24 protein-coding genes, 1 tRNA gene and 1 riboswitch are annotated in these 25,723 nt (G+C 72.0%); of the genes, 13 read left to right on the plus strand and 12 right to left on the minus strand.

Going from position 1 to position 25,723, the window contains the following annotated elements:
- The first annotated feature begins 32 nt into the window (after positions 1–32).
- Both ACZ7HT_RS22015 and ACZ7HT_RS22020 read left to right on the plus strand, forming a co-directional pair.
- On the plus strand, positions 33–2,012 hold the full coding sequence (locus tag ACZ7HT_RS22015) for a tetratricopeptide repeat protein (protein ID WP_471168363.1): 1,980 nt from the start codon (positions 33–35) through the stop codon (positions 2,010–2,012).
- 46 nt (positions 2,013–2,058) lie between these two features.
- Positions 2,059–2,132: transfer RNA gene (locus tag ACZ7HT_RS22020), tRNA-Met, on the plus strand.
- 139 nt (positions 2,133–2,271) lie between these two features.
- On the opposite strand, the gene ACZ7HT_RS22025 is transcribed toward ACZ7HT_RS22020, so the two are convergent.
- A complete protein-coding gene (locus tag ACZ7HT_RS22025) occupies positions 2,272–2,691 on the minus strand; it encodes a Fur family transcriptional regulator (protein ID WP_116158951.1) in 420 nt (139 codons plus the stop codon).
- A gap of 127 nt (positions 2,692–2,818) precedes the next feature.
- On the opposite strand from ACZ7HT_RS22025, the gene ACZ7HT_RS22030 reads away from it, so the two are divergent.
- The gene (locus tag ACZ7HT_RS22030) at positions 2,819–4,288 is read left to right on the plus strand and encodes a catalase (protein ID WP_471168365.1); all 1,470 of its coding nucleotides are present in this window, start codon (positions 2,819–2,821) and stop codon (positions 4,286–4,288) included.
- 63 nt (positions 4,289–4,351) lie between these two features.
- Here the strand turns inward: ACZ7HT_RS22030 and ACZ7HT_RS22035 are convergent, their stop codons facing one another.
- Positions 4,352–4,741, minus strand: coding sequence for a CBS domain-containing protein (locus ACZ7HT_RS22035; protein WP_116158949.1), 390 nt, complete (start codon positions 4,739–4,741; stop codon positions 4,352–4,354).
- Between the two features lie 168 nt (positions 4,742–4,909).
- The gene (gene hisN / locus ACZ7HT_RS22040; RefSeq protein ID WP_471168368.1) at positions 4,910–5,719 is read right to left on the minus strand and encodes a histidinol-phosphatase; all 810 of its coding nucleotides are present in this window, start codon (positions 5,717–5,719) and stop codon (positions 4,910–4,912) included.
- 219 nt (positions 5,720–5,938) lie between these two features.
- On the opposite strand from hisN, the gene ACZ7HT_RS22045 reads away from it, so the two are divergent.
- Entirely contained in the window at positions 5,939–6,574 is a 636-nt protein-coding gene (locus tag ACZ7HT_RS22045) for a TetR/AcrR family transcriptional regulator (protein ID WP_471168371.1), read from the plus strand.
- On the opposite strand, the gene ACZ7HT_RS22050 is transcribed toward ACZ7HT_RS22045, so the two are convergent.
- From ACZ7HT_RS22050 to ACZ7HT_RS22065, 4 genes are all read right to left on the minus strand, one after another.
- A complete protein-coding gene (locus ACZ7HT_RS22050) occupies positions 6,466–6,789 on the minus strand; it encodes a DMT family transporter (RefSeq protein ID WP_116158946.1) in 324 nt (107 codons plus the stop codon). The genes ACZ7HT_RS22045 and ACZ7HT_RS22050 overlap by 109 nt on opposite strands.
- Before the next feature lie 105 nt (positions 6,790–6,894).
- The gene (gene rsgA, locus ACZ7HT_RS22055) at positions 6,895–7,905 is read right to left on the minus strand and encodes a ribosome small subunit-dependent GTPase A (RefSeq protein WP_471168374.1); all 1,011 of its coding nucleotides are present in this window, start codon (positions 7,903–7,905) and stop codon (positions 6,895–6,897) included.
- A 3-nt stretch (positions 7,906–7,908) separates the two neighbouring features.
- The gene (aroA, locus tag ACZ7HT_RS22060; protein ID WP_471168377.1) at positions 7,909–9,243 is read right to left on the minus strand and encodes a 3-phosphoshikimate 1-carboxyvinyltransferase; all 1,335 of its coding nucleotides are present in this window, start codon (positions 9,241–9,243) and stop codon (positions 7,909–7,911) included.
- Positions 9,244–9,263: 20 nt separating this feature from the next.
- A complete protein-coding gene (locus ACZ7HT_RS22065) occupies positions 9,264–9,950 on the minus strand; it encodes a M50 family metallopeptidase (RefSeq protein ID WP_471168380.1) in 687 nt (228 codons plus the stop codon).
- 50 nt (positions 9,951–10,000) lie between these two features.
- On the opposite strand from ACZ7HT_RS22065, the gene ACZ7HT_RS22070 reads away from it, so the two are divergent.
- The 8 genes from ACZ7HT_RS22070 (at position 10,001) to def (ending at position 17,332) form a co-directional block, all read left to right on the plus strand.
- Positions 10,001–10,816, plus strand: coding sequence for an SOS response-associated peptidase (locus tag ACZ7HT_RS22070; protein WP_471168382.1), 816 nt, complete (start codon positions 10,001–10,003; stop codon positions 10,814–10,816).
- A 33-nt stretch (positions 10,817–10,849) separates the two neighbouring features.
- On the plus strand, positions 10,850–11,482 hold the full coding sequence (locus ACZ7HT_RS22075; RefSeq protein ID WP_471168384.1) for an alpha/beta hydrolase family protein: 633 nt from the start codon (positions 10,850–10,852) through the stop codon (positions 11,480–11,482).
- Positions 11,483–11,734: 252 nt separating this feature from the next.
- Entirely contained in the window at positions 11,735–12,391 is a 657-nt protein-coding gene (locus ACZ7HT_RS22080) for a sigma-70 family RNA polymerase sigma factor (protein WP_030207302.1), read from the plus strand.
- Complete coding sequence (gene rsrA / locus ACZ7HT_RS22085; protein ID WP_471168387.1) at positions 12,388–12,705, plus strand: mycothiol system anti-sigma-R factor; 318 nt, start codon at positions 12,388–12,390, stop codon at positions 12,703–12,705. The genes ACZ7HT_RS22080 and rsrA overlap by 4 nt, the downstream gene beginning before the upstream one ends.
- A 138-nt stretch (positions 12,706–12,843) precedes the next feature.
- On the plus strand, positions 12,844–14,274 hold the full coding sequence (locus ACZ7HT_RS22090; protein ID WP_471168818.1) for an HD-GYP domain-containing protein: 1,431 nt from the start codon (positions 12,844–12,846) through the stop codon (positions 14,272–14,274).
- The gene (locus ACZ7HT_RS22095) at positions 14,271–15,572 is read left to right on the plus strand and encodes an HD domain-containing protein (protein WP_471168389.1); all 1,302 of its coding nucleotides are present in this window, start codon (positions 14,271–14,273) and stop codon (positions 15,570–15,572) included. The genes ACZ7HT_RS22090 and ACZ7HT_RS22095 overlap by 4 nt, the downstream gene beginning before the upstream one ends.
- Before the next feature lie 79 nt (positions 15,573–15,651).
- Positions 15,652–16,632 carry a tetratricopeptide repeat protein gene (locus ACZ7HT_RS22100; RefSeq protein ID WP_017236276.1) on the plus strand — a complete coding sequence of 327 codons (981 nt, stop codon included), beginning with the start codon at positions 15,652–15,654 and terminating at the stop codon, positions 16,630–16,632.
- A 67-nt stretch (positions 16,633–16,699) separates the two neighbouring features.
- A complete protein-coding gene (gene def, locus ACZ7HT_RS22105) occupies positions 16,700–17,332 on the plus strand; it encodes a peptide deformylase (protein WP_471168393.1) in 633 nt (210 codons plus the stop codon).
- A gap of 63 nt (positions 17,333–17,395) precedes the next feature.
- On the opposite strand, the gene ACZ7HT_RS22110 is transcribed toward def, so the two are convergent.
- The 5 genes from ACZ7HT_RS22110 to ACZ7HT_RS22130 form a co-directional block, all read right to left on the minus strand.
- Positions 17,396–18,406, minus strand: a complete 1,011-nt coding sequence (locus tag ACZ7HT_RS22110) for a ribonucleotide-diphosphate reductase subunit beta (RefSeq protein WP_471168396.1) — start codon at positions 18,404–18,406, stop codon at positions 17,396–17,398.
- Entirely contained in the window at positions 18,406–20,760 is a 2,355-nt protein-coding gene (locus tag ACZ7HT_RS22115) for a ribonucleoside-diphosphate reductase subunit alpha (RefSeq protein ID WP_471168399.1), read from the minus strand. Before ACZ7HT_RS22115 ends, ACZ7HT_RS22110 begins: the two co-directional genes overlap by 1 nt.
- A gap of 131 nt (positions 20,761–20,891) precedes the next feature.
- Positions 20,892–21,021: riboswitch (cobalamin riboswitch) on the minus strand.
- Positions 21,022–21,132: 111 nt separating this feature from the next.
- On the minus strand, positions 21,133–22,755 hold the full coding sequence (mctP, locus tag ACZ7HT_RS22120; RefSeq protein WP_471168402.1) for a monocarboxylate uptake permease MctP: 1,623 nt from the start codon (positions 22,753–22,755) through the stop codon (positions 21,133–21,135).
- Entirely contained in the window at positions 22,752–23,006 is a 255-nt protein-coding gene (locus ACZ7HT_RS22125; protein ID WP_352028174.1) for a DUF3311 domain-containing protein, read from the minus strand. Before ACZ7HT_RS22125 ends, mctP begins: the two co-directional genes overlap by 4 nt.
- Before the next feature lie 232 nt (positions 23,007–23,238).
- A complete protein-coding gene (locus ACZ7HT_RS22130) occupies positions 23,239–24,003 on the minus strand; it encodes a GntR family transcriptional regulator (RefSeq protein WP_471168820.1) in 765 nt (254 codons plus the stop codon).
- Positions 24,004–24,288: 285 nt separating this feature from the next.
- On the opposite strand from ACZ7HT_RS22130, the gene ACZ7HT_RS22135 reads away from it, so the two are divergent.
- Positions 24,289–25,587 (plus strand): extracellular solute-binding protein, encoded by a 1,299-nt coding sequence (locus ACZ7HT_RS22135; protein ID WP_471168405.1) that lies wholly within the window; start codon positions 24,289–24,291, stop codon positions 25,585–25,587.
- Positions 25,588–25,723 lie beyond the last annotated feature (136 nt).

Consider the following 25,723-nt stretch of genomic DNA (forward strand, 5'->3'; position numbering starts at 1 on the left):
ACCAGGTGTGCTCGGGTGTGGGTGGTGCGACGATGGTATTTATGGGGGACAGGGCAACTCTGTTGGAGACAGGGCGGTTTGTGCAGCGGCACGCCAGGAACGCCGCAGACGAGATCATCGAGGCAGCGGGGGCCGTCGTCGCTGCCGTCGACACCACCGCAGACACCGACGCCGAGACCGAGACCGAGACCGAGACCGAGACCGAGACCGAGGCCCGGCACCGACGGGCCGCCGAGCGCGGCGACCTCGCCTCGATGAGCGCGCTCGGCGCGCTGCTGCTGCGCCGCGGTGACCTCGACGGCGCCGAGCCGTACCTGCGCGGCGCCACCGCCGAGGGAGACCGGGCCGCCGCCAACAACCTCGGCGTCCTGCTGCACCAGCGCGGCTACCCCGACGAGGCCGCCGGCTGGTGGCGCGTCGCCGCCGTCGCAGGCTCCGCACCCGCCGCCCACGCCCTCGGCCGCCACCACCGCGAGCGCGGCGACGAGCCGGCCGCCGAGTACTGGCTGCGCCAGGCCGCCGAGCAGGGCCACGCCCTCGGCGCCTACGCCCTCGCCGACCTCCTGGAGCACCGCAGCGACGTCGGCGCCGAGCGCTGGCTGCGCGCCGCCGCCGAACAGGGCCACCGCGAGGCCGCCTACCGCCTCGCCCTCGCCCTGGAGCGCCGCGTCACCGAGACCACCCGCGGGCCGCACGAGACCGGCACCCGGCTCCCCGTCCCGGGCACCGCGGCGATCGTCCCCGGCGGCCCGGTCGCGACCGGCACCGCCATCCCCGGGCAGCCCTCCGGCGAGCCCGCGGGAGCGGCCGCCGAGGCCGAGCAGTGGTTCCGGCAGGCCGCCGCGCGCGGCCACCGGCGCGCCGCGCTCCACCTGGGCGCGATCCTGGAGCACCGCGGCGAGCTCAAGGAGGCCGGTCGCTGGTACCTCAGCTCCGCCAAGGAGGGCGAGGCGAAGGCCGCCTGCGCCCTCGGCTTCCTGCTCCGCGACGCGGGCGACGAGGAGAGCGCCGCCGTGTGGTGGCTGCGCGCCGCCCAGGACGGCGACGGCAACGCCGCCAACGCGCTGGGCGCCCTGCACGCCGCCCGCGGCGAGCAGCAGACCGCCGAGCGCTGGTACCGGGCCGCCATGGACGCCGGCGACGTGAACGGCGCCTACAACCTCGGGCTGCTCTGCGCCGCCCAGGACCGCATCCCGCAGGCCGAGCAGTGGTACCGGCGCGCCGCCTACGCCGGTCACCGCGAGGCCGCCAACGCGCTCGCCGTGCTGCTCCTCCAGGCCGGCGACGCCAACGGCGCCGAGCCCTGGTTCTCCAAGGCCGCCGAGGCCGGCAGCGTCGACGCCGCCTTCAACCTGGGCATCCTGCACGCCGGGCGCGACGACGACCGCACGGCCCTCGTCTGGTACGAGCGGGCCGCGGCCGCCGGACACACCGAGGCCGCCCTCCAGGTCGGCATCGCCGCCCTGCGGGACGGCGACGAGCAGACCGCCGAGCGGCACCTGCGCTGCGCGGCCGGCGGCGGCAGCGCCGAGGCCGCCTTCCGGCTCGCCTCGGTGCTCGACGCGCGCCGCCCCGAGCCCGGCCCCGCCGTGCTCGGCGCGCCCCGCGAGGAGAAGTCCGAGTGCGAGGCGTGGTACGAGCGGGCCGCCCAGCAGGGCCACCGGCGCGCCCAGGTGCGGGTCGGGATGCTCGCCGCCGGGCGCGGCGACCTGGCCGAGGCCGACCGCTGGTACCGCGAGGCCGCCGAGGCGGGCAGCCGCAACGGCGCCTTCAACCTCGGGCTGCTGCTCGCCCGCGAGGGCAGCGAGCGGGAGGCCGCCCTCTGGTGGACCCGCGCGGCCCGCGCCGGCCACGGCCGCGCCGCCCTCCGGCTCGCGCTGCTCGCGGCGCGCCGGGGTGAGCTCACCGAGGGCCGCCGCTGGTGCGACCGCGCGGTGGAGCTGGGCCCGGCGGAGGTCGCCGAGCGGGCGGCCCGGCTGAGCGAGGCGCTGCACCAGGAGCTCACGGCCTAACGGATTTGCCCTGCTCCGGATGGTCCCGTAAGGTTGTGTTCACCGACGCGGGGTGGAGCAGCTCGGTAGCTCGCTGGGCTCATAACCCAGAGGTCGCAGGTTCAAATCCTGTCCCCGCTACTCAGTAGCAACGAAGGCCCGGATCCAGTCACTGGATCCGGGCCTTCGTCGTACATCCGTGTCGGACGGACGAAGTCGTACACCCGTGTCGGGCGCACGAAAGAAGCCCCCGCCGAGGCGGGGGCTTCTCCGACGGTGGTCAGGCCGTCGTGGCGCAGCTCGGGCAGAGGCCCCGGTAGGTGACCTCGACGTTCGAGATCACGAAGCCGAAGCGCTCGGTGTCCGGGAGGTCCGCCAGCGGGTCGCCGGCCGGGTGCACGTCGCGGATCGCGCCGCAGCGGCCGCAGACCAGGTGCTGGTGGGGCCGGTGGGCGTTCGGGTCGTACCGCTTGGCGCGTCCGTCGGTCGCGACCTCGATGACCTCGCCGAGGGTGACCATCTCGCCCAGCGTGTTGTACACGGTGGCGCGCGAGATCTCGGGCAGCCTCGTCACGGCGCGCGCGTGGACCTCGTCGGCGGTCAGGTGTACATGGTCCCCGTCGAGGACCTCGGCCACGACGCGCCGCTGCGCGGTCATTCGCCAGCCGCGTCCGCGCAGTCGTTCCAACAGGTCACTCATGAGGGCCAGCCTAACAGTCGGGGCAAGGGGTTCCCGAACGGGTGTGACTTTGGATGCTTTCTTGACTTAGACAATGTCTATTGTAGGGTTTAGTCGAGGACAGGACGAAGGACGGCACACGCAGTCCATGACGCAGGAGGCGCACGTGACGCAGGGACCGCTCACCACGGAGGCCGGGGCTCCGGTCGCCGACAACCAGAACAGCGAGACCGCGGGCGTCGGCGGGCCGGTCCTCGTCCAGGACCAGCTCCTCCTGGAGAAGCTCGCCCACTTCAACCGCGAGCGCATCCCGGAGCGCGTGGTCCACGCGCGCGGCGCGGGCGCCTACGGCACCTTCACGGTGACCCGTGACGTCACCCGGTGGACGCGGGCGAAGTTCCTCTCCGAGGTCGGCAAGGAGACCGAGACCTTCCTGCGCTTCTCCACCGTCGCGGGCAACCTCGGCGCGGCGGACGCCGTGCGCGACCCCCGCGGCTGGGCGCTGAAGTTCTATACCGAGGAGGGCAACTACGACCTCGTCGGCAACAACACGCCGGTGTTCTTCATCAAGGACGCCATCAAGTTCCCCGACTTCATCCACACCCAGAAGCGCGACCCGTACACCGGCTCGCAGGAGGCGGACAACGTCTGGGACTTCTGGGGCCTCTCCCCGGAGTCGACCCACCAGGTGACCTGGCTCTTCGGCGACCGCGGCATCCCCGCCTCGTACCGCCACATGAACGGCTACGGCTCGCACACCTTCCAGTGGAACAACGCGGCCGGCGAGGTCTTCTGGGTCAAGTACCACTTCAAGACCGACCAGGGCATCAAGAACCTCACCCAGGACGAGGCCAACCGCCTCGCCGGCGAGGACCCGGACTCGCACCAGCGCGATCTGCGCGAGGCCATCGAGCGCGGCGACTACCCGAGCTGGACCGTGCAGGTCCAGATCATGCCCGCGACCGACGCGGCGGCCTACCGCTTCAACCCGTTCGACCTCACCAAGGTGTGGCCGCACGAGGACTACCCGCCGATCGAGATCGGCAAGCTGGAGCTCAACCGCAACCCGGAGAACGTCTTCGCCGAGGTCGAGCAGTCGGTCTTCAGCCCCGCGCACTTCGTGCCGGGCATCGGCCCCTCCCCGGACAAGATGCTCCAGGGCCGCCTCTTCGCGTACGGGGACGCCCACCGCTACCGCGTCGGCATCAACGCCGACCACCTGCCGGTGAACCGCCCGCACGCCACCGAAGCGCGCACCCACTCCCGTGACGGCTTCCTCTACGACGGCCGCCACGGGGGCGCGAAGAACTACGAGCCGAACAGCTTCGGCGGCCCGCGCCAGACGGACCGGCCGCTCTGGGCCGGCTCCGCCGTCACCGGTGTGACCGGCGAGCACGCCGCCGCCTCGCACGCCGAGGACGACGACTTCGTCCAGGCGGGCGACCTCTACCGTCTGATGTCCGATGACGAGAAGCGCCGCCTCATCGCGAACCTGGCCGGCTTCATCGCCAAGGTCTCGCGCGAGGACATCGCCGAGCGGGCGATCGACAACTTCCGCCGGGCGGACGGAGACTTCGGCAAGCGGCTGGAGGCCGCGGTCCAGGCCCTGCGCGGCTGAGGGCGCTTGCCGTAGGGAGGGAGCGGGCCGCACTTCCGTACGGGAGTCCGGCCCGCTCTCGCGTCATCCCGCGACGCTGTGCACCGGGACCCAGCAGCGGATGATGTCGCGTACGGAGACCATGCCGACCGGTCCCCGGTCGTCGAGGACGACGAGGTGGCGGAAGCCGCCGTGCGTCATGGCCTCGGCCGCCTCCGCCAGGGTCCAGGTGGGCGCGGCGAAGACGACGTCACGGGTGGTGTGGGCGTCGGCGGTCTCGTGGTCGGGATCCTGGTCGCGGGCGATCGAGTTGAGGATGTCGCGCTCGGTGAGGATGCCGAGTCCGCCGGCGTCGCCGTCGAGGACGACGCAGGCGCCGACGCGGCGCGCGGCCATCAGCCGGGCGGCCTGTCGGAGGGTGTGGGCGGGGCCGATGGTGAGGACCACGGTGCTCATGGCGTCACGGACGAGCATGGACGGAGCCACCTCCTTGGTGAATCCCGATCCCTCATTGAGAAAGGATTCACAAGTTCACAAGCGGGGGGACTCTCAGAGTTGCACCGGGGGAGGAGACCGACAAGGGGGCGCGCGACGCGCCCCCCGGGAGCGTCAGGGGCGCGCGTTCTCCTGGCCGGAGGGTGCTCAGCCCTGCGCGTTCTCCTGGTTCAGGTAGCTCAGCAGCTCGCCGTGGAGCAGGCCGTTCGACGCCGCCGCGTTCCCGCTGTGCGGGCCGTGCCGCCCGTCCAGGCCCGTGTACGTGCCACCGGCCTCCTGGACCACGACCGCGACCGCGGCCATGTCCCACAGCGACAGCTCCGGCTCCGCGCAGATGTCCACGGAACCCTCCGCGACCATCATGTACGGCCAGAAGTCGCCGTACGCCCGGGTCCGCCAGCACGCGCGCGTGAGGTCGAGGAAGCCGTCGAGGCGGCCCCGCTCCTCCCAGCCGCTGATCGAGGAGTACGCGAAGGAGGCGTCCGACAGCGAGGCGACCTTCGAGACGCCGAGCCGGGTCGCCGAGGCCAGGCTGCGGCCCGTGTACGCGCCGAGCCCCTTCGCCGCCCACCAGCGCCGGCCGAGCGCCGGGGCGGACACCACGCCCACCACCGGCTGGAACCCGGTCTCCCCGGCCTCCATCAGCGCGATCAGGGTCGCCCAGACCGGCACCCCGCGCACGTAGTTCTTCGTGCCGTCGATCGGGTCGATCACCCAGCGGCGCGGGCCCGAGCCCTCCACGCCGTACTCCTCGCCGAGGATCGCGTCACGCGGCCTGGCGCGCTGGAGCTGTCCGCGGATCAGCTCCTCCGCCGCCTTGTCGGCCTCGCTCACCGGAGTCATGTCCGGCTTCGTCTCGACCTTCAGGTCGAGCGCCTGGAATCGGTCCATGGTGGCCGCGTCGGCGGCATCCGCGAGGACGTGGGCGAGACGCAGATCATCGTGGTAGTCGGCCATGGTCGGCACTCTATCCCCGAGGCGCGAAGGCAAGGGGAAGCGTCCATGCCCCCGAGGCGCGAAGGCACGGGGAAGCGTCCATGCCCCCGAGGCGCGAAGGCACGGGGAAGCGTCCACGTCCCCGATGCGCGAAGCGCGGAGAAGCGTCCACGGGAGCCTTGACAGCGCCCGGGTGCCTGTCGACGCTGAGCGGAGAACCGTTCCCTCCCGGAGGTGAGGATGGCGAACGCCCGCGAGGCCCTGCTCGACGCCGCGCTCGCCGCGCTCGCGCACCACCCCTGGTCCGCCGTGCGGATGGCCGACCTCGCCGGCGCCGCCCGGGTCTCCCGGCAGACGCTCTACAACGAGTTCGGCAGCAAGGACGGACTGGCCCGCGCCCTCGTCCGCAGGGAGGCCGACGCCTACCTGCACGGCGTCCGGCGCCTGCTCGCCGCCCCCGCCCCGCCCGAGCGGAACCTCGTCCAGGTCGCCGAGTGGATCGTCGCCCGCGCCGCCGTCCGCCCGATACTGCGGGCCCTGCTCACCGGCGCCTGGAACGAGCGGCTGCCCCAGCCCCGGCCGGCCCGGCCCGGCGCCCGGCCCGCCCCCGTCCCCGCCCAGCGGCGCGCCGACGCCGGGCCGCCCGCGCCCGGCGAACTCGTCGCGGAGACCGCGGCCTGCGCGGGGGAGCGGTGGGCGGCCGGCTGCGAGCTGGCCGTACGGATCGCCCTCAGCCACATCGTCGCACCGGCCCTGCCGGTGGGGCCTCAGTGCGCCGAGCCGGAGAGCTGGAGCCCGATGACCCCCACGATGACCAGGGTGATCGAGACGATCTTGAGCGTGGAGACCACGTCGCCGAGGAAGACCATCCCGTAGATCGCCGTCCCGGCCGCGCCGATCCCCGTCCACACCGCGTACGCCGGACCCACGTCGAGCTTCCGCAGCGCCAGGGTGAGGAGACCGAAGCTGCCGAGGGCGAAGGCGGCGAAGGCGATCGTCGGCCACAGCCGGGTGAAACCGTGCGAGAGCTTCAGGCAGACCGCGAATCCCGTCTCCAGGATCCCGGCGATCACCACCAGCAGCCACGCCATCGTCAGTGCCTCCCACGCCGTCGGTGACTGCTTCGTCGCACTTGGTGCGATTATGCATTTACCGGCAGCGAGCGGGCGTAAACCGAGCGGGTGCAACGCCGGGGCTCAGTCGCCCTCGCGCCGCTCCCTCGTGGCGAGCAGTCGCCGCAGCGAGTACAGCCGCGCCGGATCGGCGTGCCCCTCCGCCACGAACGCGTCGAGCGCGCAGTCCGGCTCGTCGTGGCTGCAGGCGCGCGGGCAGTTCTCGGTGCCCGGCTCCAGGTCGGGGAAGGCGTGGATGACCCGGGACGGGTCGACGTGGTGCAGGCCGAAGGACCGCACGCCCGGGGTGTCGATGACCCAGCCGTCGGCCGCGTCCAGGGGCAGCGCGAGCGCCGAGGTCGTGGTGTGCCGGCCGCGGCCCGTCACCGCGTTCACACGGCCGGTGACGCGCCGCTTCTCCTCCGGCACCAGGGCGTTGACCAGCGTCGTCTTGCCGACGCCCGAGTGTCCGACGAAAGCCGTGACGCGCCCGTCCAGGTACTGCCGCACCCGGTCGGCCGCCCCGCCGTCGTACAGCTCGTCGCGGTTCACCACCACGTGCGGGATGTCCAGGTCCCCGTACAGCTCCAGGAGCTTCTCGGGCGGGGCCAGGTCCGACTTCGTCATCACCAGGAAGGGTTCGAGCCCGCCGTCGTACGCCGCGACCAGGCAGCGGTCGATCAGCCGGGGGCGCGGCTCCGGGTCGGCGAGCGCGGTGACGATCGCGAGCTGGTCGGCGTTGGCGACGACCACCCGCTCGTACGGGTCGTCGTCGTCGGCCGTGCGCCGGAGCACCGAGCTCCGCTCGCTGATCCGTACGATCCGGGCCAGCGTGTCCTTCTCGCCCGACAGGTCGCCGACCAGCGAGACCCGGTCGCCGACGACGGCGGCCTTGCGGCCCAGCTCGCGCGCCTTCATCGCCATCACCGCCCGGCCGTCGACCAGGCAGGTGAGCCGGCCGCGGTCGACGGTGAGGACCATGCCCTCGACGGCGTCCTCGTGCTTCGGACGGATGGTGGTGCGGGGACGGGTGCCCTTGCGGTTGGGCCGCTGGCGGATGTCGTCCTCGTCGGTGTGCTTGCCGTAGCGCCGCATGGTTCAGACCCCGAGCATTTCGGTCCACATCGTCGGGAAGTCCGGCAAGGTCTTCGCCGTCGTGGCCACGTCCTCGATCTCCACGCCCTCGACGGCGAGGCCGATGATCGCGCCCGCGGTCGCCATGCGGTGGTCGTGGTACGTGTGGAAGACGCCGCCGTGCAGCGGGCGCGGGCGGATGTGGAGACCGTCCTCGGTCTCGGTCACGTCGCCACCGAGCTCGTTGATCTCCTTGGTGAGCGCCGCGAGCCGGTCCGTCTCGTGCAGCCGCAGGTGCGCGACCCCGCGCAGGGTCGAGGGGGAGTCGGCGAGGGCCGCGACCGCCGCGATGCCGGGGGTCAGCTCGCCGACCTCGCCGAGGTCCACGTCGATGCCGTGGATCCGGCCCGTGCCGGTGAAGGTCAGGCCCGCGTCGGTGAGCTCGCAGGAGCCACCCATCTCGGTGAAGATCCGGCGCAGCTCGTCGCCCGGCTGGGTGGTCCGCGCCGGCCAGTCGGGGATCGTCACCCGGCCGCCGGTCACCAGGGCCGCCGCCAGGAACGGCTGCGCGTTCGACAGGTCGGGCTCGACGACGAGGTCCCGGCCGCGCAGCGCGCAGGGCGCGACCCGCCACACGTTCGGCTCGCCGCCGTGCTCCGGCTCGTCGACCTGGGCGCCGACCGCGCGCAGCATGTCGACGGTCATCCGGATATGGGGGAGCGAGGGGAGCCGGCTGCCCACGTGCCGTACCTCGACGCCCTGGTTGAAGCGGGGCGCGGACAGCAGCAGGGCGCTGACGAACTGGGAGGACGAGGAGGCGTCGATCTCGACCGTGCCGCCGTCCAGGCCCCCGGCGCCGTGCACGGTCATCGGGAGCGCGCCCCGGCCGTCGTCGTCGATCCGGGCGCCGAGCGCGCGCAGCGCGTCGATCACGCCGTGCAGCGGACGCTCGTGGGAGCGGGCGTCGCCGTCGAAGCGCACCGGGCCGTCGGCGAGGGCCGCGACCGGGGGCAGGAAGCGCATGACCGTGCCGGCGTTGCCGACGTCGACGGCCGCGGGGCCGCGCAGCGGGGAGGGGATGATCCGCCAGGCCTCGCCGGTGCCGTCGGGGCCCACGCCCTCCTCGATCTTCACGCCGAGGGTGCGGAGCGCCTCGGCCATCAGGAGGGTGTCGCGGGAGCGCAGCGGGCGGCGCAGCCAGCCCGGCTCGGCGGCGAGCGCGGCGAGGACAAGGGCGCGGTTGGTGACCGACTTCGATCCGGGCACGGTGACGGTCGCGTCGACGGCGCCGCGGGCATACGGGGCGGGCCAGAGGTCGGTGGGCGGGTCGGTGTGCGTCGCGGAAGCTGCTGCGGTCATGGACTCACTGTACGGGGGAGTCAGATGCCCAGGAGCCAGCGCCCGCCGCCGATCAGGGCGGATATCGCGACCGCGTGGAAGAAGAACAGCCACACTCCGGCGGGCACCTGGGTGAGCCGCGACAGCTGGTCGGCGTCCGAGTCGGGTGCGCCGCCGTGGCGCCGCTTCGCCTGGAGCTCGAAGGCCGGGCGGACACCGCCGAGGAGCAGGAACCACACCACCGCGTACGCGAACGCCGACTGGACGTCGGGGCCGGTCAGCCAGGAGACGAGGACGAAGGCGGCGCCCGTCAGGACGACGGTGAGGACCCCGTACGCGTTGCGGATCATCACCAGGAGCGCGAGCAGCAGCGCGGTCGCGATCCACAGCAGCAGGGCGATGTGGCCGATGCCGAGCAGGGCGGCGCCGCCCAGCCCGAGCAGCGGGGCCGCCGGATAGCCGGCGGCGAGGGTGAGGACCACGCCGACGCCGGTCGCCCGGCCCCGGGAGACGGTGAGCCCGCTGGTGTCCGAGTGCAGCCGGATCGCCTGCAGGCGGCGGCCGGTGGCGAGGGCGATCAGGCCGTGGCCGCCCTCGTGGGCGATGGTGATCGCGTTGCGGGCGGGGAGCCAGAGGCGGCGGAGGGTGACCAGGGCCAGCGCGCCGACGGCCGTGACGTAGACGATCCACGCGTCGGGAGCGGGCTGGGTGCCGAGGATCTCGGTCATTTCGCGGACGGCTCCTCGGTCGGGTGCGGGAACGTGGCAGTGTGGCACGTATGTGCGGACGGTATGCATCGAGTCGGCGGCCCGAGGACCTCGTCGACGTCTTCGGGATCGAGAAGTGGGAGCCCGAGGAGACCCTGGCCCCCGACTGGAACGTGGCCCCGACCAAGGAGGTCTGGGCCGTACTGGAGCGTCCTGTGAAAGACGCCGGATCGCCGCGCCCGGTTCGCCAGCTGCGCGCCCTGAGGTGGGGGCTCGTGCCGTCCTGGTCGAAGTCGCCGGAGGGCGCCGCCCGGATGATCAACGCGCGCGCGGAGACCGTGGACGAGAAGCCCTCCTTCAAGCGCGCCTTCCAGGCGCGCCGCTGCATCCTGCCCGCCGACGGCTACTACGAGTGGGTGACCGGGGCCGCCGAGCGCGATCTGGAGGTCGAGGGGAAGAAGAAGCGGCCCCGGAAGCAGCCGTACTTCGTGACCCCGGCGGACGGCTCCGTCTTCGCGATGGCCGGGCTCTACGAGTTCTGGCGGGACACGACGCTGCCCCCCGAGCACTCCTCCGCGTGGTGGGTGACCTGCTCGGTGATCACCACCGAGGCCGAGACCGGCCCGCTGGGCGTCGCCCCGGCCGAGGGCCCGCGCTCGCTCGCCGACATCCACCCCCGGATGCCGCTCATGCTGACCGAGGACCGCTGGGACGCCTGGCTCGACCCGGCGCGCACCGACCCCGAGGAGCTGCGCGGGCTGCTCGCCCCGCCGCCCGGCGGCCTGATGCGGGCCTACCCGGTCGCGACCGCCGTCAGCAACGTCCGCAACAACGGCCCCGAGCTCCTGGAGGAGCTGTCGGGACCGGAAGTCGGCACGCTGTTCTGACGCGTGAGCCGGACCGGACGGCAGGATGGGGACGTGACACAGTACGAGACCGTCTCCACCGACGCCGGTGAGGCACGCATCACCTGGCACGCCGGGACGAAGCCCTGGGCCGTCCTCGCCCTCGGCCACGGCGCCGGCGGCGGCGTCGAGGCCCGCGACCTCCAGGCCCTGGCCGCCGCGCTGCCCGCGCACGGCGTGACCGTCGCCCTCGTCGAACAGCCCTGGCGGGTCGCCGGCAAGAAGGTCGCGCCCGCGCCGAAGACCCTCGACACCGGCTGGCGCGGCCTCTGGCCGGCCCTCGCCGAGCCCGGCCTCCCGGTGGTCGCCGGCGGCCGCAGCGCCGGCGCCCGGGTCGCCTGCCGGACCGGCCGCGAGCTCGGCGCGCTCGCCGTCCTCGCCCTGAGCTTCCCGCTCCACCCGCCGGGCAGGCCCGAGCGGTCCCGCGCCGAGGAGCTCCTCTCCACCGGACTGCCCACGCTCGTCGTCCAGGGCGGCAACGACACCTTCGGGCGGCCCGAGGAGTACCCGGAAGGGCCGTACGAGCTCGTGGAGATTCCGTACGGGGACCACGGCTTCGCGATCCCCAAGCGGGCGCCGCTGAGCCAGGACGAGGCGCTCGCCGCTCTCGTCGACGGCGTCACGAAGTGGATCACCGCCCTCCGCTGACTTCACCGCGTGCACCGGGAATGCCACGCCGGTGACCACTGTTGTGGAGAGCGTCGGTGTGAGAGCAAGGAAGAGGGAGTCCGTCGCATGGGTTCGACCATCTGCCCAGAGCGTGCGCAGGCCGCTGACCTCGACTGGACAGTGCTGCCCGCACCCAGGACCGCCCCTATTCGGGCGGCGGGCGGAGCGGTTCCTCGTCTATCCTCCGAAACGAGCGGGTCCGCCCTCGGGCTCGCCGCCGCGCTGGAGGAGGTGGGTCCGGTCACTGGGACCGACACAGGGACCGACGACGGCCCCGAGGAGACGACCGAGGAGCGCAACGCGCGCTTCGAGCGGGACGCCCTCGGCTACCTCGACCAGATGTACTCGGCCGCGCTGCGCATGACGCGCAACCCCGCGGACGCGGAGGACCTGGTGCAGGAGACCTACGCCAAGGCGTACGGATCCTTCCACCAGTTCCGCGAGGGTACGAACCTCAAGGCCTGGCTGTACCGCATCCTCACGAACACCTTCATCAACTCGTACCGCAAGAAGCAGCGTGAGCCTCAGCGCAGCGCCGCCGAGGAGATCGAGGACTGGCAGCTCGCCCGCGCCGAGTCGCACATGTCGACCGGTCTGCGCTCCGCCGAGTCGCAGGCGCTCGACCACCTCCCCGACTCCGACGTGAAGGAAGCGCTCCAGGCGATTCCCGAGGAGTTCCGCATCGCCGTCTATCTCGCCGATGTCGAGGGCTTTGCGTACAAGGAGATCGCGGACATCATGGGGACACCCATCGGTACGGTGATGTCCCGACTGCACCGGGGCCGCCGCCAGCTGCGCGGCATGCTCGAGGACTACGCTCGCGACCGCGGGCTGGTACCCGCGGGCGCCGGAGAGTCGTCGAACGATCTGAAAGGCTCGGGCTCATGAGCTGCGGAGAGCCGCACGAGACGGATTGCTCAGAGGTCCTGGATCATCTGTACGAGTTCCTGGACCACGAGATGCCCGACAGTGACTGCACCAAGTTCGAGGTGCACTTCGAGGAGTGCTCCCCGTGCCTGGAGAAGTACGGCCTCGAACAGGCCGTGAAGAAGCTCGTCAAGCGCTGCTGCGGAAGTGACGACGTCCCCAGTGACCTGCGCGCCAAGGTCATGGGCCGGATCGACCTGATCCGCGGCGGACACATGGTGCCGGAGCAGGACATCACGGTGAACGCACCGACGACTCCGGCCCCGCAGGAGTAAGAGGCGTCCATCGGGGCCGCCGCGACACGCTCGCGGCGGCCCCGCGCATATATCAGCTTGTATCACCCGATGGTGCGAATCACTCCGACCGCGCCGTCGCCGGCCGCCCAACTCGCTAGCGTGACAGGCGTGATGGGCGTGAAGGTCATTCCGCGAGCGGCCCGCGTGTACATCGGCTGCGCCCTGCTCGGCGCCGGGGCCTGTGCCCTGCCCGCGCTGCGCCCCGGCGCCGCCGTCCCCTGGGGCACGGCCGCACTCCTCGCCGCCCTGTACGCGCTCTGCGAGCTGCCCGCCCGCTCCCGGCTCCCCGGCCGCGCGCCCGGCGCCTCCGTCCCCATGGGCACCGGCTCCTTCTTCCCCGTACTCCTCGCCTCCGCGCTGCTCCTGCCGCCCGCGGCCGCCGCGCTCACCGCGATCCCCGGCAGCCTCCTCGCCCGCGTCGACGAACCCCCCGCCGCACCCCGCCGCGCCTGGCGGGCCGCCGCCGCGGCCCTCTCCGTCTGGGCCGCCGCCCTGGCCGCCGGAGCCCTCGGCGGCCCCACCGCCCTCGGCCGCGGCCCGGACGCCCCCGACCTGCCGTACGCGCTGCTGCCCGCCGGCGCCGCCGCCCTCGCCTTCTGCCTGGTCCTCACCGCCCTCGACGGCGGCATCCGCGCCACCGCCGGGGGACTGCCCCTGCGGGCCGCCTGGCGCGGCCTCCTCGGCCGGGCCCTCGCCCCGCACACCGTCCACGGCCTCGCCGGACTCATGATGGCCGTCCTCTGGCGCAGCACGTACGGCCCCTTCGCCGCGCTCTTCGTGCTCCTGCCCATGTACATCTCCTGCTGGGTCTTCGCCCAGTACCACCGCGAGCGCGCCGCCCACCAGGCCACCATCCGCGCCCTCGTCCAGGCCGTCGACATCAAGGACACCTACACCCGCGGCCACAGCGAACGCGTCGGCCACGCCTCCGTCCTGATCGCCCGTGAGCTCGGCATGGCCGACGACCGCCTCGACGTCGTCCGCTTCGCCGGCATCCTCCACGACGTCGGCAAGCTCGGCGTCCCCACCCGGGTGCTCACCAAGGACGGGCCCCTCACCCCCGAGGAACGCCGGGTCATCGAACTCCACCCCGAGTACGGCCACGAGATGGTCCGCGGCATCGGCTTCCTCGGCGAGGCGCGGGCCGCGATCCTCCACCACCACGAACGCATGGACGGCAGCGGCTACCCGTACGGCCTCCACGGCGAGCAGATCCCCGAGTTCGCCCGGGTCGTCGCCGTCGCCGACGCCTTCGACGCCATGACCTCCACCCGCTCCTACAGCCGGGCCCGCCCCGTGCCCACCGCCCTCGCCGAACTGGAACGCTGCGCCGGCACCCAGTTCGACCCCCGGATGGTCACCGCCCTCGCCCAGGCCCTCGACCGGCACGGCTGGCAGCCCGCCGTCACCGCCGACGAGAGCACCCCCCAGCGGGAAGCCGATCAGAGCACCCCCCAGCGGGAAGCCGACGAGACCGCCCGCGAGCAGGAGCAGGTCCCGCCGGCGCGCGAACCCCTCCCCGCGCCGGCCGCCAAGGAGCCCGCGTGAGACCCGGGGCGCCCACCGTCGGCGCCGTGCGCGGCGGCGCGCTCCTCCTCGGGCTCACCGGCTTCGGCGCCACCCTCTGGTACGGCCTCGACGAACCCGGCAACGCCCTCGCCTTCGGCACCCTCATCGCCCTCGGCGAGCTCGCCCGCTGGGGCGCCGCACCCGGCACGGGGGCACCGCCCGTGCGCGAAGCGCCACGGGGGAGCGAGCCCGCCCCGCTCGGCGCCGCCGGAGCCCTCGCCTACGCCCTGCTCGGCAGCAGCGCCGGCCACGCCACCACCCACGGCGTCCTCCAGACCGTCGCCGTCGTCGTCGCCGCGGGCCTCGCCGGGATCGTCCCGCACATCGCCCGCGGCCAGGGCCCCGGCCTCGACCACTTCGCCCGCCGCGTCCTCACCGTCGGCTTCGCCGCCCTCTGCTTCCAGCCCCTCTACAACTCCGGCGCCCTCACCAGGCACCTCGGCGAGGGCCCCGCGTACGCCCTCTTCCTGGTCCTCCTGCTCGTCCTGACCGCCCTCTGCGACGCCGTGCTCGCCGCCCTCCTCCTGCGCGCCCGCACCGGATTCCCGTACGGCCCCCTCCTGCGCGACGAACTCCGCGCCTTCCTCGGCATCGGCTCCGCCGTCTGCGCCACCGGCACCGTCATGGCACTCGGCGTCGCCGCCGCCGGACTCTGGGCCCTGCCCGTCCTCGCCGTCCCCCTCCTGCTCACCCAGCTCTCCTTACGGCGGTACGCGGCCGTGCGGACCGTCAACCGGCAGACCATCGCCTCCCTCGCCCGCGCCACCGAGATCGCCGGCTGCACCCCGCCGGGCCACGCCCACCGGGTCGCCGCCCTCAGCGCGGCCGTCGGGCGCGAGCTCGGCCTCTCCGGGACCGAACTGACCGTCCTGGAGCACGCGGCGCTCATGCACGACATCGGCCAGCTCTCCCTCGTCGACCCCGTCGAGGGCGGCGCCACCGCCCTCCTCCCGGCCGAGGAACAGCGCCGGATCGCCCTCCTGGGCGGCGAGGTCGTCCGCAGGACCGGGGTCCCCGAGGCCGTCGCCGTCGTCGTGGAGCGGCAGGCCGACCCGTACCGCGAGCAGCCGCAGGCCGCCCGGATCGTGCGGGCCGTGAACGCCTACGACGACCTCGCCGGCGCCGGAGCGGGCGAGGGGGCGGGCGCCGCCCTCGGGGCCCTGGAACGGCTCAGGCTCGGCACCGCCCGCGACTATCACCCGGATGTCGTCGAATGCCTGGCCAGGGTCCTGGCACGCGGCGGAGACCCTGGGGTGACCTCGGCGGTCCCTGGGTAACCCATGGGTAATGAGCGCGCGTCCGACCGGGCATGGTTGGATGCGAACAAGAGGGTGAAGCGACCGGCAGGCGGGAATCGTGAAGATCTTCGGGAAGGTACGGCATCGGCCCTCCGCCTCATGGCGGCAGGCCACGGACCGCGCGTTCACGCTGATCGGCGACGGCCGGTACGAGGACGCGGGCGCACTCCTGACGCGCGCGGCGGATCTGGAGCCCTGGCTCTCCGAGTCCTGGTTCAACCTGGCGCTGCTGCACAAGTTCCGGCACGACTGGGAGCAGGCCCGCGCCGCCGGGCTGCGCGCCGTCGCGCTCCTCGACAAGGAGACCGGCGCCCCCGACTGGTGGAACGTCGGCATCGCCGCCACCGCCCTCCAGGACTGGCCGCTGGCCCGCCGGGCCTGGCAGGCCTACGGTCTCAAGGTCCCCGGAGCCGCCGCCGGCACCGGCGAGCCCGCCGGCATGGAGCTGGGCAGCGCCGCCGTCCGCCTCTCGCCCGAGGGCGAGGCGGAGGTCGTGTGGGGCCGCCGGCTCGACCCGGCCCGGATCGAGGTCCTCTCCATCCCGCTGCCGTCCTCCGGCCGCCGCTGGGGCGAGGTCGTCCTCCACGACGGCGTGCCGAACGGCGAGCGGACCACCACCGCCGGCCCCTCCTACCCCGTCTTCGACGAGATCGAGCTGTGGGCGCCCTCACCCGTCCCCACCTGGGTCGTCCTTCTGGAGGCCGCCACCGAGGCCGACCGGGACGCCCTGGAGCAGCTCGCCGCCGAGGCCGGTTTCGCCGCCGAGGACTGGTCGTCCTCCGTGCGGCTGCTCTGCCGCGCCTGCTCCGAGTCGACGATGCCGAGCGCCGAGGGCGAGGGCGAGCACTCCGACCCGCACGACCACAGCGAGCCCGGGCATCCCGGACCGCTCGGCCACCGCTCGCCCGGCGAGCTGTGGGTCCCCGAGCGCGAGTGCGGCATCGCGGCCCCGGCCGGCCTGGTGCGCGGGCTCCTCGACGGCTGGGTGGCGGACAGCCCGGACAGCCGGGAATGGCGTGATCTGGAAGAGGTCTGCTGAGGCCAGGGCCCCGGGCCCGTAGGCTGTCCCTCGACGGAATCGGGTTTTCAGAAGGGCGCGGCCGGACATGGCGCAGCAGGAGACGGACGAGCAGACGATCAACGACGGCTTCGTCGTGGACACGGAGGACTGCGAGGCGCGGGAGCTCGCCTACCGCGAGCGCGGCACGGTGCGCCCGATCACGGTCGTCGGCAACCCCGTCCTCCACCGCGAGGTCAAGGACGTCACCGAGTTCGACGACGAGCTGGCGCAGCTCATCGACGACATGTTCGCCAGCCAGAAGGCCGCCGAGGGCGTGGGCCTGGCCGCGAACCAGATCGGTGTGGACCTCAAGGTCTTCGTCTACGACTGCCCCGACGACGAGGGCGTCCGGCACACCGGTGTCGTGATCAACCCCGTCCTCCAGGAGCTCCCGGCCGAGCTGCGCGTCCTGGACGAGTCCAACGAGGGCTGCCTGTCCGTGCCGACCGCCTACGCCGAACTGGCCCGCCCCGACTACGCGGAGGTCCACGGCCAGGACGCCCAGGGCAACCCGATCAAGGTGCGCGGCACCGGCTACTTCGCCCGCTGCCTCCAGCACGAGACGGACCACCTGTACGGCTTCCTGTACATCGACAAGCTCTCCAAGCGCGACCGCAAGGACGCCCTCCGCCAGATGGCCGAGGGCACCCCGCGCTACGAGACGGTCCCGAACGACTGATCGCCTGCGCTCACGAGAAAGGGCCCCGCTCCTCACCAGGAGCGGGGCCCTTTCTCGTACCGGCTAGAAGTCCTCGTCGAGGTCCACCGAGCCCTCGACCGCCACCTGGTAGGCGGACGGGCGGCGCTCGAAGAAGTTCGTGAGCTCCTGGACGCCCTGGAGCTCCATGAAGGAGAAGGGGTTCTCCGAGCCGAACACCGGGGCGAAGCCGAGGCGCTGGAGGCGCTGGTCGGCGACGCACTGGAGGTACTCGCGCATCGACTCCGTGTTCATGCCCGGCAGGCCGTCGCCGCACAGGTCCTGGCCGAACTGCAGCTCCGCCTCGACGGCTTCCTTCAGCATGTCCGTGACCTGCTGCTGCAGCGCCTCGTCGAAGAGCTCCGGCTCCTCCTTGCGGACGGTGTCCACGACCTCGAAGGCGAAGTTCATGTGCATCGTCTCGTCCCGGAACACCCAGTTGGTGCCCGTCGCCAGGCCGTGGAGGAGGCCGCGGGAGCGGAACCAGTAGACGTAGGCGAAGGCGCCGTAGAAGAACAGGCCCTCGATGCACGCGGCGAAGCAGATCAGGTTCAGCAGGAAGCGGCGGCGGTCGGCGGCCGTCTCCAGCTTCTCGATCTTCTCGACCGAGTCCATCCACTTGAAGCAGAACTGCACCTTCTCGCGGATGGAGGGGATGTTCTCGACGGCGGCGAACGCGGCGGCGCGGTCGTCCGGGTCGGGCAGGTAGGTGTCCAGGAGCGTCAGGTAGAACTGGACGTGGACGGCCTCCTCGAAGAGCTGGCGCGACAGGTACAGGCGCGCCTCCGGGGAGTTGATGTGCTTGTACAGCGTCAGGACCAGGTTGTTCGCCACGATCGAGTCGCCCGTCGCGAAGAACGCGACCAGACGGCCGATCATGTGCTGCTCACCGGGGGTGAGCTTGGCGAGGTCGGCGACGTCCGAGTGGAGGTCGACCTCCTCGACCGTCCAGGTGTTCTTGATGGCGTCCCGGTAGCGCTCGTAGAAGTCCGGGTAGCGCATGGGGCGGAGCGTGAGCTCGAAGCCCGGGTCCAGGAGGTTCTTCTTCTCGGTCATCACTGGCAGGCCTCGCAGGACTCGGGGTTCTCAAGGGAGCAGGCGATCGCGTCCGCGTCGGGGGCCGCCTGCTGGACGGGGATCGGGGCGGCGGCCTGGGCGGCGCGGGCGATCCGGGTCGCCGGGCGGGAGCGCAGGTAGTACGTCGTCTTCAGGCCCTGCTTCCAGGCGTACGCGTACATCGACGACAGCTTGCCGATCGTCGGCGTCTCCATGAACAGGTTCAGGGACTGGCTCTGGTCGAGGAACGGGGTCCGCGCCGCCGCCATGTCGATGAGGCCGCGCTGCGGGATCTCCCAGGCCGTGCGGTACAGCTCGCGCACCTCGTCCGGGACCCAGGTGAAGCCGGCCACCGAGCCGTTGGAGTCGCGCAGCGCCTCGCGGGTCTGCGCGTCCCACACGCCGAGCTTCTTCAGCTCGTCGACGAGGTACGAGTTGACCTGGAGGAACTCTCCGGACAGCGTCTCGCGCTTGAACAGGTTGGAGACCTGCGGCTCGATGCACTCGTAGACGCCCGCGATCGAGGCGATCGTCGCGGTCGGCGCGATGGCGAGGAGGAGGCTGTTGCGCATGCCGACCGCGGCGATCCGCTCGCGCAGCGCGGCCCAGCGCTCCGGCCAGTTCAGCTCGACGCCGAAGTGGTCCGGGTGCAGGACGCCCTGGGCGGTGCGGGTCTCGGCCCAGGCCGGCAACGGGCCGCTGCGCTCGGCGAGGTCGGCGGAGGCCTCGTACGCGGCGAGCATGATCCGCTCGGCGATACGGGTGGACAGCGCGCGCGCCTCGGGGGAGTCGAACGGCAGCTTCAGCTGGAAGAAGACGTCCTGGAGGCCCATCGCGCCCAGGCCCACCGGACGCCACTTGGAGTTGGAGCGGCCGGCCTGCTCGGTCGGGTAGAAGTTGATGTCGACGACCCGGTCGAGGAAGGTGACGGCCGTGCGGACGGTCGCGTCGAGCCGGTCCCAGTCGAGGTCCGAACCGACCACGAAGGCACCCAGGTTGACCGAGCCGAGGTTGCACACCGCGGTCTCGTCGTCGTTGGTGACCTCGATGATCTCGGTGCACAGGTTCGAGGAGTGCACCACGCGACCGGGCAGGGCGGTCTGGTTCGCGGTCCGGTTGGAGGCGTCCTTGAAGGTCATCCAGCCGTTGCCGGTCTGGGCCAGGGTCCGCATCATCCGGCCGTACAGGTCGCGGGCCGGCATCGTCTTGCGGGCCAGGCCCGCCGCCTCGGCCTTGAGGTAGGCGGCGTCGAACTCCTCGCCGTACAGGTCGACGAGCTCGGGCACGTCCGACGGCGAGAACAGCGACCAGTCGGCGTCGGCGTTGACCCGGCGCATGAACTCGTCCGGGATCCAGTGCGCCAGGTTCAGGTTGTGCGTACGGCGCTGGTCCTCGCCCGTGTTGTCGCGGAGCTCCAGGAACTCCTCGATGTCCGCGTGCCAGGTCTCCAGGTAGACCGCGGCGGCGCCCTTGCGGCGGCCGCCCTGGTTCACGGCGGCGACGGAGGCGTCGAGCGTCTTCAGGAACGGGACGATGCCGTTGGAGTGGCCGTTGGTGCCGCGGATCAGCGAACCGCGGGCGCGGATCCGGGAGTACGACAGGCCGATGCCGCCCGCGTGCTTCGAGAGGCGCGCGACCTGGTGGTAGCGGTCGTAGATGGAGTCCAGCTCGTCCTGCGGGGAGTCGAGCAGGTAGCAGGACGACATCTGCGGGTGGCGGGTGCCGGAGTTGAAGAGCGTGGGGGAGGACGGCAGGTAGTCCAGGCGGCTCATCAGGCCGTACAGCGCGCTCACTTCGTCCAGGGCGCGGACGCTGTCGTCCTCGGCGAGGCCGGCGGCGACGCGCAGCATGAAGTGCTGCGGCGTCTCGACCACCTTGCGGGTGATCGGGTGGCGGAGCAGGTAGCGCGAGTAGAGGGTGCGCAGACCGAAGTAGCCGAAGCGGTCGTCGCCGGCCGGGTCGATCGTCGCGTCGAGGCGCTCGGCGTGCAGGGCGACGAACTCGGCGGTGCGGTCGGCGATGAGGCCCTCGCGGTGGCCGACGGCGACGGAGGCCGAGAAGGACACGGCGCCCTGGCCGGCCGCCTCGTCGGCGATGGTGATGGTGAGGAGCCTGGCCGCGAGCCGGGAGTACGCCGGGTCGTCGGCGATCAGGCCGGCGGCCGCCTCGGTGGCAAGCTCGCGCAGCTCCGCCTCGTCCGACGTGGCGCTGCGGCCGCGGAGGGCGGCGGCGGCGACCTTGCCGGGGTCGGTGTCCGGGAGGTCGGCGGTGAGATCGGTCAGGGTCCGCAGGAGTACGGTCCCGGGTCCGTCGGTCTCGATCGCTGCGGCCGGATCGGCGGGCGCGATGGTCACGTGGAGGCTCTCTCTCGCTCGGCGGGGCCGCGGGCGGGGGAGGCGGGCAGGCGGGCACCCGTACGCGCGGGCGCGCCGCGTCCACCGGCCCACTCCGCGAGGCCCGGACGTCTGTGGCACCCGGAACGGAAGGACCGGGCGCGCTGTCGGCAGGTCCTCGGACTCACTCCGTACGAAGTGCGAAACCACACGAAGTACACCGTTGCGGGACAGTTCCGGATTCGCGCCGGATTCCCCTGCGTCGACAGCGAGGACGAGCATACATGTGGGGGGCGCCGCTCGTGGCACCCCCCACATGTTGTGTCGGCACCACGAGCGCCCACGCGAAGGGGGCCCGGGATTTCCGGGCCCCCTCGTGCACGCGTCCGTGGGTCAGTGCGCTCCGGCGCCGACCTTCTGCGGGTCGCGGGCACCCGCGTCGCCCGCGTCCGCCGTGTAGTCCTCGGGGGAGGTCTCGTCGACGCCCTCGGGGGCCTTGACGGCCTTGAGGACGAAGGTCAGGGCGACCGTGACGAGGACGTTGAGGACGAAGGCGGTGAGGCCGATGTAGCCGATCTCGCCGATGCCGGGGATCTCGGCGGCCGAACCGCCGAAGTGCTTCTGCGTCGGGCTGGCCACGCCGTACGCGGCGGCCGTGCCGTAGACCATGCCGACGGCCCAGCCGGCGAGCAGCGCCCAGCGGTGGAACCAGCGGGTGAACAGACCGCCGACGAGCGCCGGGAAGGTCTGGAGGATCCAGATGCCGCCGAGCAGCTGGAAGTTGATGGCGACCGTCTTGTCCATGGTGAGGACGAAGATGAGCGCGCCGACCTTCACCAGGAGGGACACCAGCTTGGAGACCTTGGTCTCCTGGGCCGGGGTGGCGTCCTTCTTGATGAAGTCCTTGTAGATGTTCCTCGTGAAGAGGTTGGCCGCGGCGATCGACATGATCGCGGCGGGGACGAGCGCGCCGATGCCGATCGCGGCGAACGCGACGCCCGCGAACCAGTCCGGGAACATGTTCTCGAACAGCTGCGGGATGGCGAGCTGGCCGTTGGTCACCTTCACGCCGGCGGCGATGGCCATGAAGCCGAGCAGCGCGAGCAGGCCCAGCATCAGCGAGTACAGCGGCAGGATGGTGGTGTTGCGGCGGATGACCTCACGACTCCGGGACGACAGCGTCGCCGTGATGGAGTGCGGGTACATGAAGAGCGCGAGCGCCGAGCCGAGCGCCAGCGTCGCGTACGTCCACTGGCCCGCCTCGCCGGGCACGAGCGCGCCCTTCGGCTTGCCGGTGGCCGGGTTGATCGTCTTGTACGCCTCGGCCGCCCTGCCGAAGATCTCGTCGAAGCCGCCCAGCTTGATCGGGATGTAGATGATCGCCACCGCGATGACGATGTAGATCAGGGTGTCCTTGACGAAGGCGATGAGCGCCGGGGCGCGCAGGCCGGAGGAGTACGTGTAGGCCGCGAGGACACCGAAGGCGATGAGCAGCGGCAGGTCCTTGACGAACCAGTTGGTGTTCTCGCCGCCGCCGACACCCATCACGTCCAGGACGGCCTGGATGCCGACGAGCTGGAGCGCGATGTACGGCATGGTGGCGAGGATGCCGGTGATCGCGACCGCGAGCGACAGGCCCTTGGAGCCGAAGCGGCCGCGCACGAAGTCGGAGGTGGTGACGTATCCGTGCTTGTGCGAGACCGACCAGAGGCGCGGCAGGAAGGTGAAGATCAGCGGGTACACCAGGATCGTGTACGGGACGGCGAAGAAGCCGGACGCGCCCGCCGCGTAGATGGCCGCGGGGACGGCGACGAAGGTGTACGCCGTGTAGAGGTCGCCGCCGAGCAGGAACCAGGTGATCCAGGTGCCGAACGACCGGCCGCCCAGGCCCCATTCGTCGAGGCTGTTCTCGTTCTCGGCCTTGCGCCAGCGCGCGGCCAGGAAGCCCATGACCGTGACGGCCAGGAAGAAGAAGACGAAGACGCCGAGCGCCACGCCGTTCACGCCGTCCTTCATCGCGCGTCACCTCCCTTGCGGGCGCGCTGGTCCAGCTGCCACAGCTTGTACGCGACCATGGTGAGCACCGTGGAGATCAGCACCCAGAGCATCTGGTACCAGTAGAAGAAGGGGATGCCCGCGAAGAGCGGTTCTACCTTCGCGTAGGAGCTCACCCAGAGCATGGCCACGAACGGGGCGAACAGACAGAGGGCGATCACCACTCTGAGCGGGGTGACGACCGATTGTTTCCCTTGTGTCGCTTGTGACATGGAGATCCCGTCCACTTTGCCGATGATCTGATGATGCCGAGGAAATCTAGGGGACCGTCGTCGTTCTCGGAACCCCCGTCCGTATCACGGATCTGTTCCCCGGACGGTTCAGTGCCATCCCTCTGGTGGAAACGAGGAAGGGCCGCATGGAAAACGCGAACGGCCGCAGGGAAACGCGCAACGGCCGCACCCCCCGCCGGGGTGCGGCCGTTCATGTCGTACGGGAAGGGGCTCAGCCGTTGGGGCGCTTCAGGCGCGCCACGAACTTGTACCGGTCGCCTCGGTAGACGGACCGTACCCACTCCACCGGCTCGCCCTGGGCGTCCAGCGAGTGGCGGGAGAGCATCAGCATCGGCAGGCCGACGTCCGTGCCGAGCAGCCCGGCCTCGCGCGGGGTGGCGAGGGAGGTCTCGATGGTCTCCTCGGCCTCGGCGAGGTGCACGTCGTAGACCTCGGCGAGCGCCGTGTACAGCGAGGTGTACTTCACGAGCGAGCGGCGCAGCGCGGGGAAGCGCTTCGCCGACAGGTGGGTGGTCTCGATGGCCATCGGCTCGCCGCTCGCCAGGCGCAGGCGCTCGATGCGGAGCACCCGGCCGCCGGCCGAGATGTCGAGCAGCCCGGCGAGGGTGTCGTCGGCCGTGACGTACCCGATGTCGAGGAGCTGTGAGGTGGGCTCAAGACCCTGGGCCCGCATGTCCTCCGTGTAGGAGGTGAGCTGCAGGGCCTGCGAGACCTTGGGCTTGGCCACGAACGTGCCCTTGCCCTGGATGCGCTCCAGACGGCCCTCGACGACCAGCTCCTGGAGCGCCTGGCGCACGGTGGTGCGCGAGGTGTCGAACTCGGCGGCGAGCGTGCGCTCCGGCGGGACCGGCGTGCCGGGCGGCAGGGTCTCCGTCATGTCGAGCAAGTGTCGCTTGAGCCGGTAGTACTTGGGCACGCGTGCGGTGCGGGTGGGTGCCCCGCCCTCTGTCTCCGTACCGCCCGCGTCCGTGGCCATGGCCTGCCTTCCCGACTCCTGTGCTGCTGCCGTCACCGGCTCCTCCGTCTGTCGCGGCTCACATGGTGGCACGGACCGGTCACGGGTCGTCGCCCTCCCTCAGGTGTCGGTCCGATAACGGACGCGACTGCCCTTCTTATACACCCTTGACACCCCTAAAGGTCTAGGCCAAGCTCCGGGTACTGGTCTAAACCATTAAAGACCAGGTCCCAGCCCCACGAGCATTACCTGACGTGTGTCTTCGCGCGGTGGGCAGGGGTTGCAGGCATCCCTGAGGAGGGTGGCGTGAAGCGCAAGCTCATCGCGGCGATCGGCGTCGCGGGCATGATGGTCTCCATTGCTGCGTGTGGTTCCGACAGCGGCAGTGACAAGGGCAAGGACGGCGGCAAGGCCGCCGGGGGCGACAAGACCCTGACCGTCTGGGTCATGGACGGTTCCGCGCCGGACGCCTGGATGGCCGAGGTGAACAAGGCCTTCGAGGCCAAGCACCCGGGCGTCAAGGTCAAGGTCGAGAAGCAGATCTGGAACGGCATCCAGGAGAAGGTCACCACCGCCCTCTCCGAGGACACTCCGCCGGACGTCCTGGAGCTCGGTAACACGCAGACCGCGGGCTACGCGGTCACCGGCGGCCTCGCCGACCTGTCCGGCGACAAGGCCACGCTCGGCTACGACGCCTGGAACAAGGGCATGGTCGCCTCCAACGAGCTGGACGGCAAGCTCTACTCCGCCCCCTGGTACGCCGCCAACCGCGTCGTCGTCTACGACAAGGCCGCCTTCAAGAAGGCCGGTGTCACCCCGCCGAAGACCCGCGCCGAGTGGATCGAGGGCCTGAAGAAGCTCAAGTCGTCCGACCCGAAGTCGCAGGCCATCTACCTGCCGGGCCAGTCCTGGTACGTCCTCGCCGGCCTCGTCTGGGACGAGGGCAGCGACCTGGCGGTCAAGGACGGCGACAAGTGGAAGGGCAACCTGTCCTCCCCCGAGGCCGTCGCCGCCATGAACTTCTACAAGGAGCTGGCGTCCTACTCGACCGCTCCCAAGGACAAGGACGAGGCGACCCCGCAGCAGTCCACCGACATCATCCCCAAGGGCGGCGTGGCGTCCTGGATCGGTCTCGGCTGGGAGGCCGGCGGCGCGATCGACGCCATGAAGAAGGCCGGCAAGACCGCCGACTTCGGTTACTTCCCGATCCCGGGCAAGACGGCCGACAAGCCGGGCTCCGTCTTCCTCGGCGGCTCGAACCTCGCCATCGCCGAGCGCTCCAAGAACAAGGACCTCGCGAAGGAGTGGCTGGCCCTCGCCGCCGGCAAGGAGTTCATGACGAAGTACGCGGCCGCCACCGAGGGCGCGCTGCTTCCGAACACCGACTCCGCGCAGTTCAAGCCCGCCGCCGGCTCCTTCGCCGAGGCCATGGCTGCCTCGTCCGCCTCCGGCAAGGTCACCCCGGTCACCCCGGGCTGGGCGAACGTCGAGACCGCCCCGAACCCGATCAAGGACTACATGACCAAGGTCCTGAAGGGTGAGGACGCCAAGAAGGCCGGCGAGGCGGCCGACAAGGTCATCAACGAGCGCATCAACCAGCAGTAATCCGTAGCCCCGGTGGGGGGGGGGGGGGGGGGGGGGGGGGGGGAGGAGGGGGGGGGGGGGGGGGGGGGGGGGGGGAAGTGCTGGGCACATCTGGAGGAGGGCCGGAAACACGAGTAACAGGGAAAGCAACACCAAA

It is taken from the genome of Streptomyces sp. NPDC037410, assembly GCF_055602235.1.

Coding starts and splice junctions, on each gene's coding strand:
- ACZ7HT_RS22015 (WP_471168363.1), top strand. CDS start 33: ATGGTATTTATGGGGGACAGGGCAACTCTGTTGGAGACAGGGCGGTTT.
- ACZ7HT_RS22025 (WP_116158951.1), bottom strand. CDS start 2,691: ATGAGTGACCTGTTGGAACGACTGCGCGGACGCGGCTGGCGAATGACC.
- ACZ7HT_RS22030 (WP_471168365.1), top strand. CDS start 2,819: ATGACGCAGGAGGCGCACGTGACGCAGGGACCGCTCACCACGGAGGCC.
- ACZ7HT_RS22035 (WP_116158949.1), bottom strand. CDS start 4,741: ATGCTCGTCCGTGACGCCATGAGCACCGTGGTCCTCACCATCGGCCCC.
- hisN (WP_471168368.1), bottom strand. CDS start 5,719: ATGGCCGACTACCACGATGATCTGCGTCTCGCCCACGTCCTCGCGGAT.
- ACZ7HT_RS22045 (WP_471168371.1), top strand. CDS start 5,939: ATGGCGAACGCCCGCGAGGCCCTGCTCGACGCCGCGCTCGCCGCGCTC.
- ACZ7HT_RS22050 (WP_116158946.1), bottom strand. CDS start 6,789: ATGGCGTGGCTGCTGGTGGTGATCGCCGGGATCCTGGAGACGGGATTC.
- rsgA (WP_471168374.1), bottom strand. CDS start 7,905: ATGCGGCGCTACGGCAAGCACACCGACGAGGACGACATCCGCCAGCGG.
- aroA (WP_471168377.1), bottom strand. CDS start 9,243: ATGACCGCAGCAGCTTCCGCGACGCACACCGACCCGCCCACCGACCTC.
- ACZ7HT_RS22065 (WP_471168380.1), bottom strand. CDS start 9,950: ATGACCGAGATCCTCGGCACCCAGCCCGCTCCCGACGCGTGGATCGTC.
- ACZ7HT_RS22070 (WP_471168382.1), top strand. CDS start 10,001: ATGTGCGGACGGTATGCATCGAGTCGGCGGCCCGAGGACCTCGTCGAC.
- rsrA (WP_471168387.1), top strand. CDS start 12,388: ATGAGCTGCGGAGAGCCGCACGAGACGGATTGCTCAGAGGTCCTGGAT.
- def (WP_471168393.1), top strand. CDS start 16,700: ATGGCGCAGCAGGAGACGGACGAGCAGACGATCAACGACGGCTTCGTC.
- ACZ7HT_RS22110 (WP_471168396.1), bottom strand. CDS start 18,406: ATGACCGAGAAGAAGAACCTCCTGGACCCGGGCTTCGAGCTCACGCTC.
- mctP (WP_471168402.1), bottom strand. CDS start 22,755: ATGAAGGACGGCGTGAACGGCGTGGCGCTCGGCGTCTTCGTCTTCTTC.
- ACZ7HT_RS22125 (WP_352028174.1), bottom strand. CDS start 23,006: ATGTCACAAGCGACACAAGGGAAACAATCGGTCGTCACCCCGCTCAGA.
- ACZ7HT_RS22130 (WP_471168820.1), bottom strand. CDS start 24,003: ATGGCCACGGACGCGGGCGGTACGGAGACAGAGGGCGGGGCACCCACC.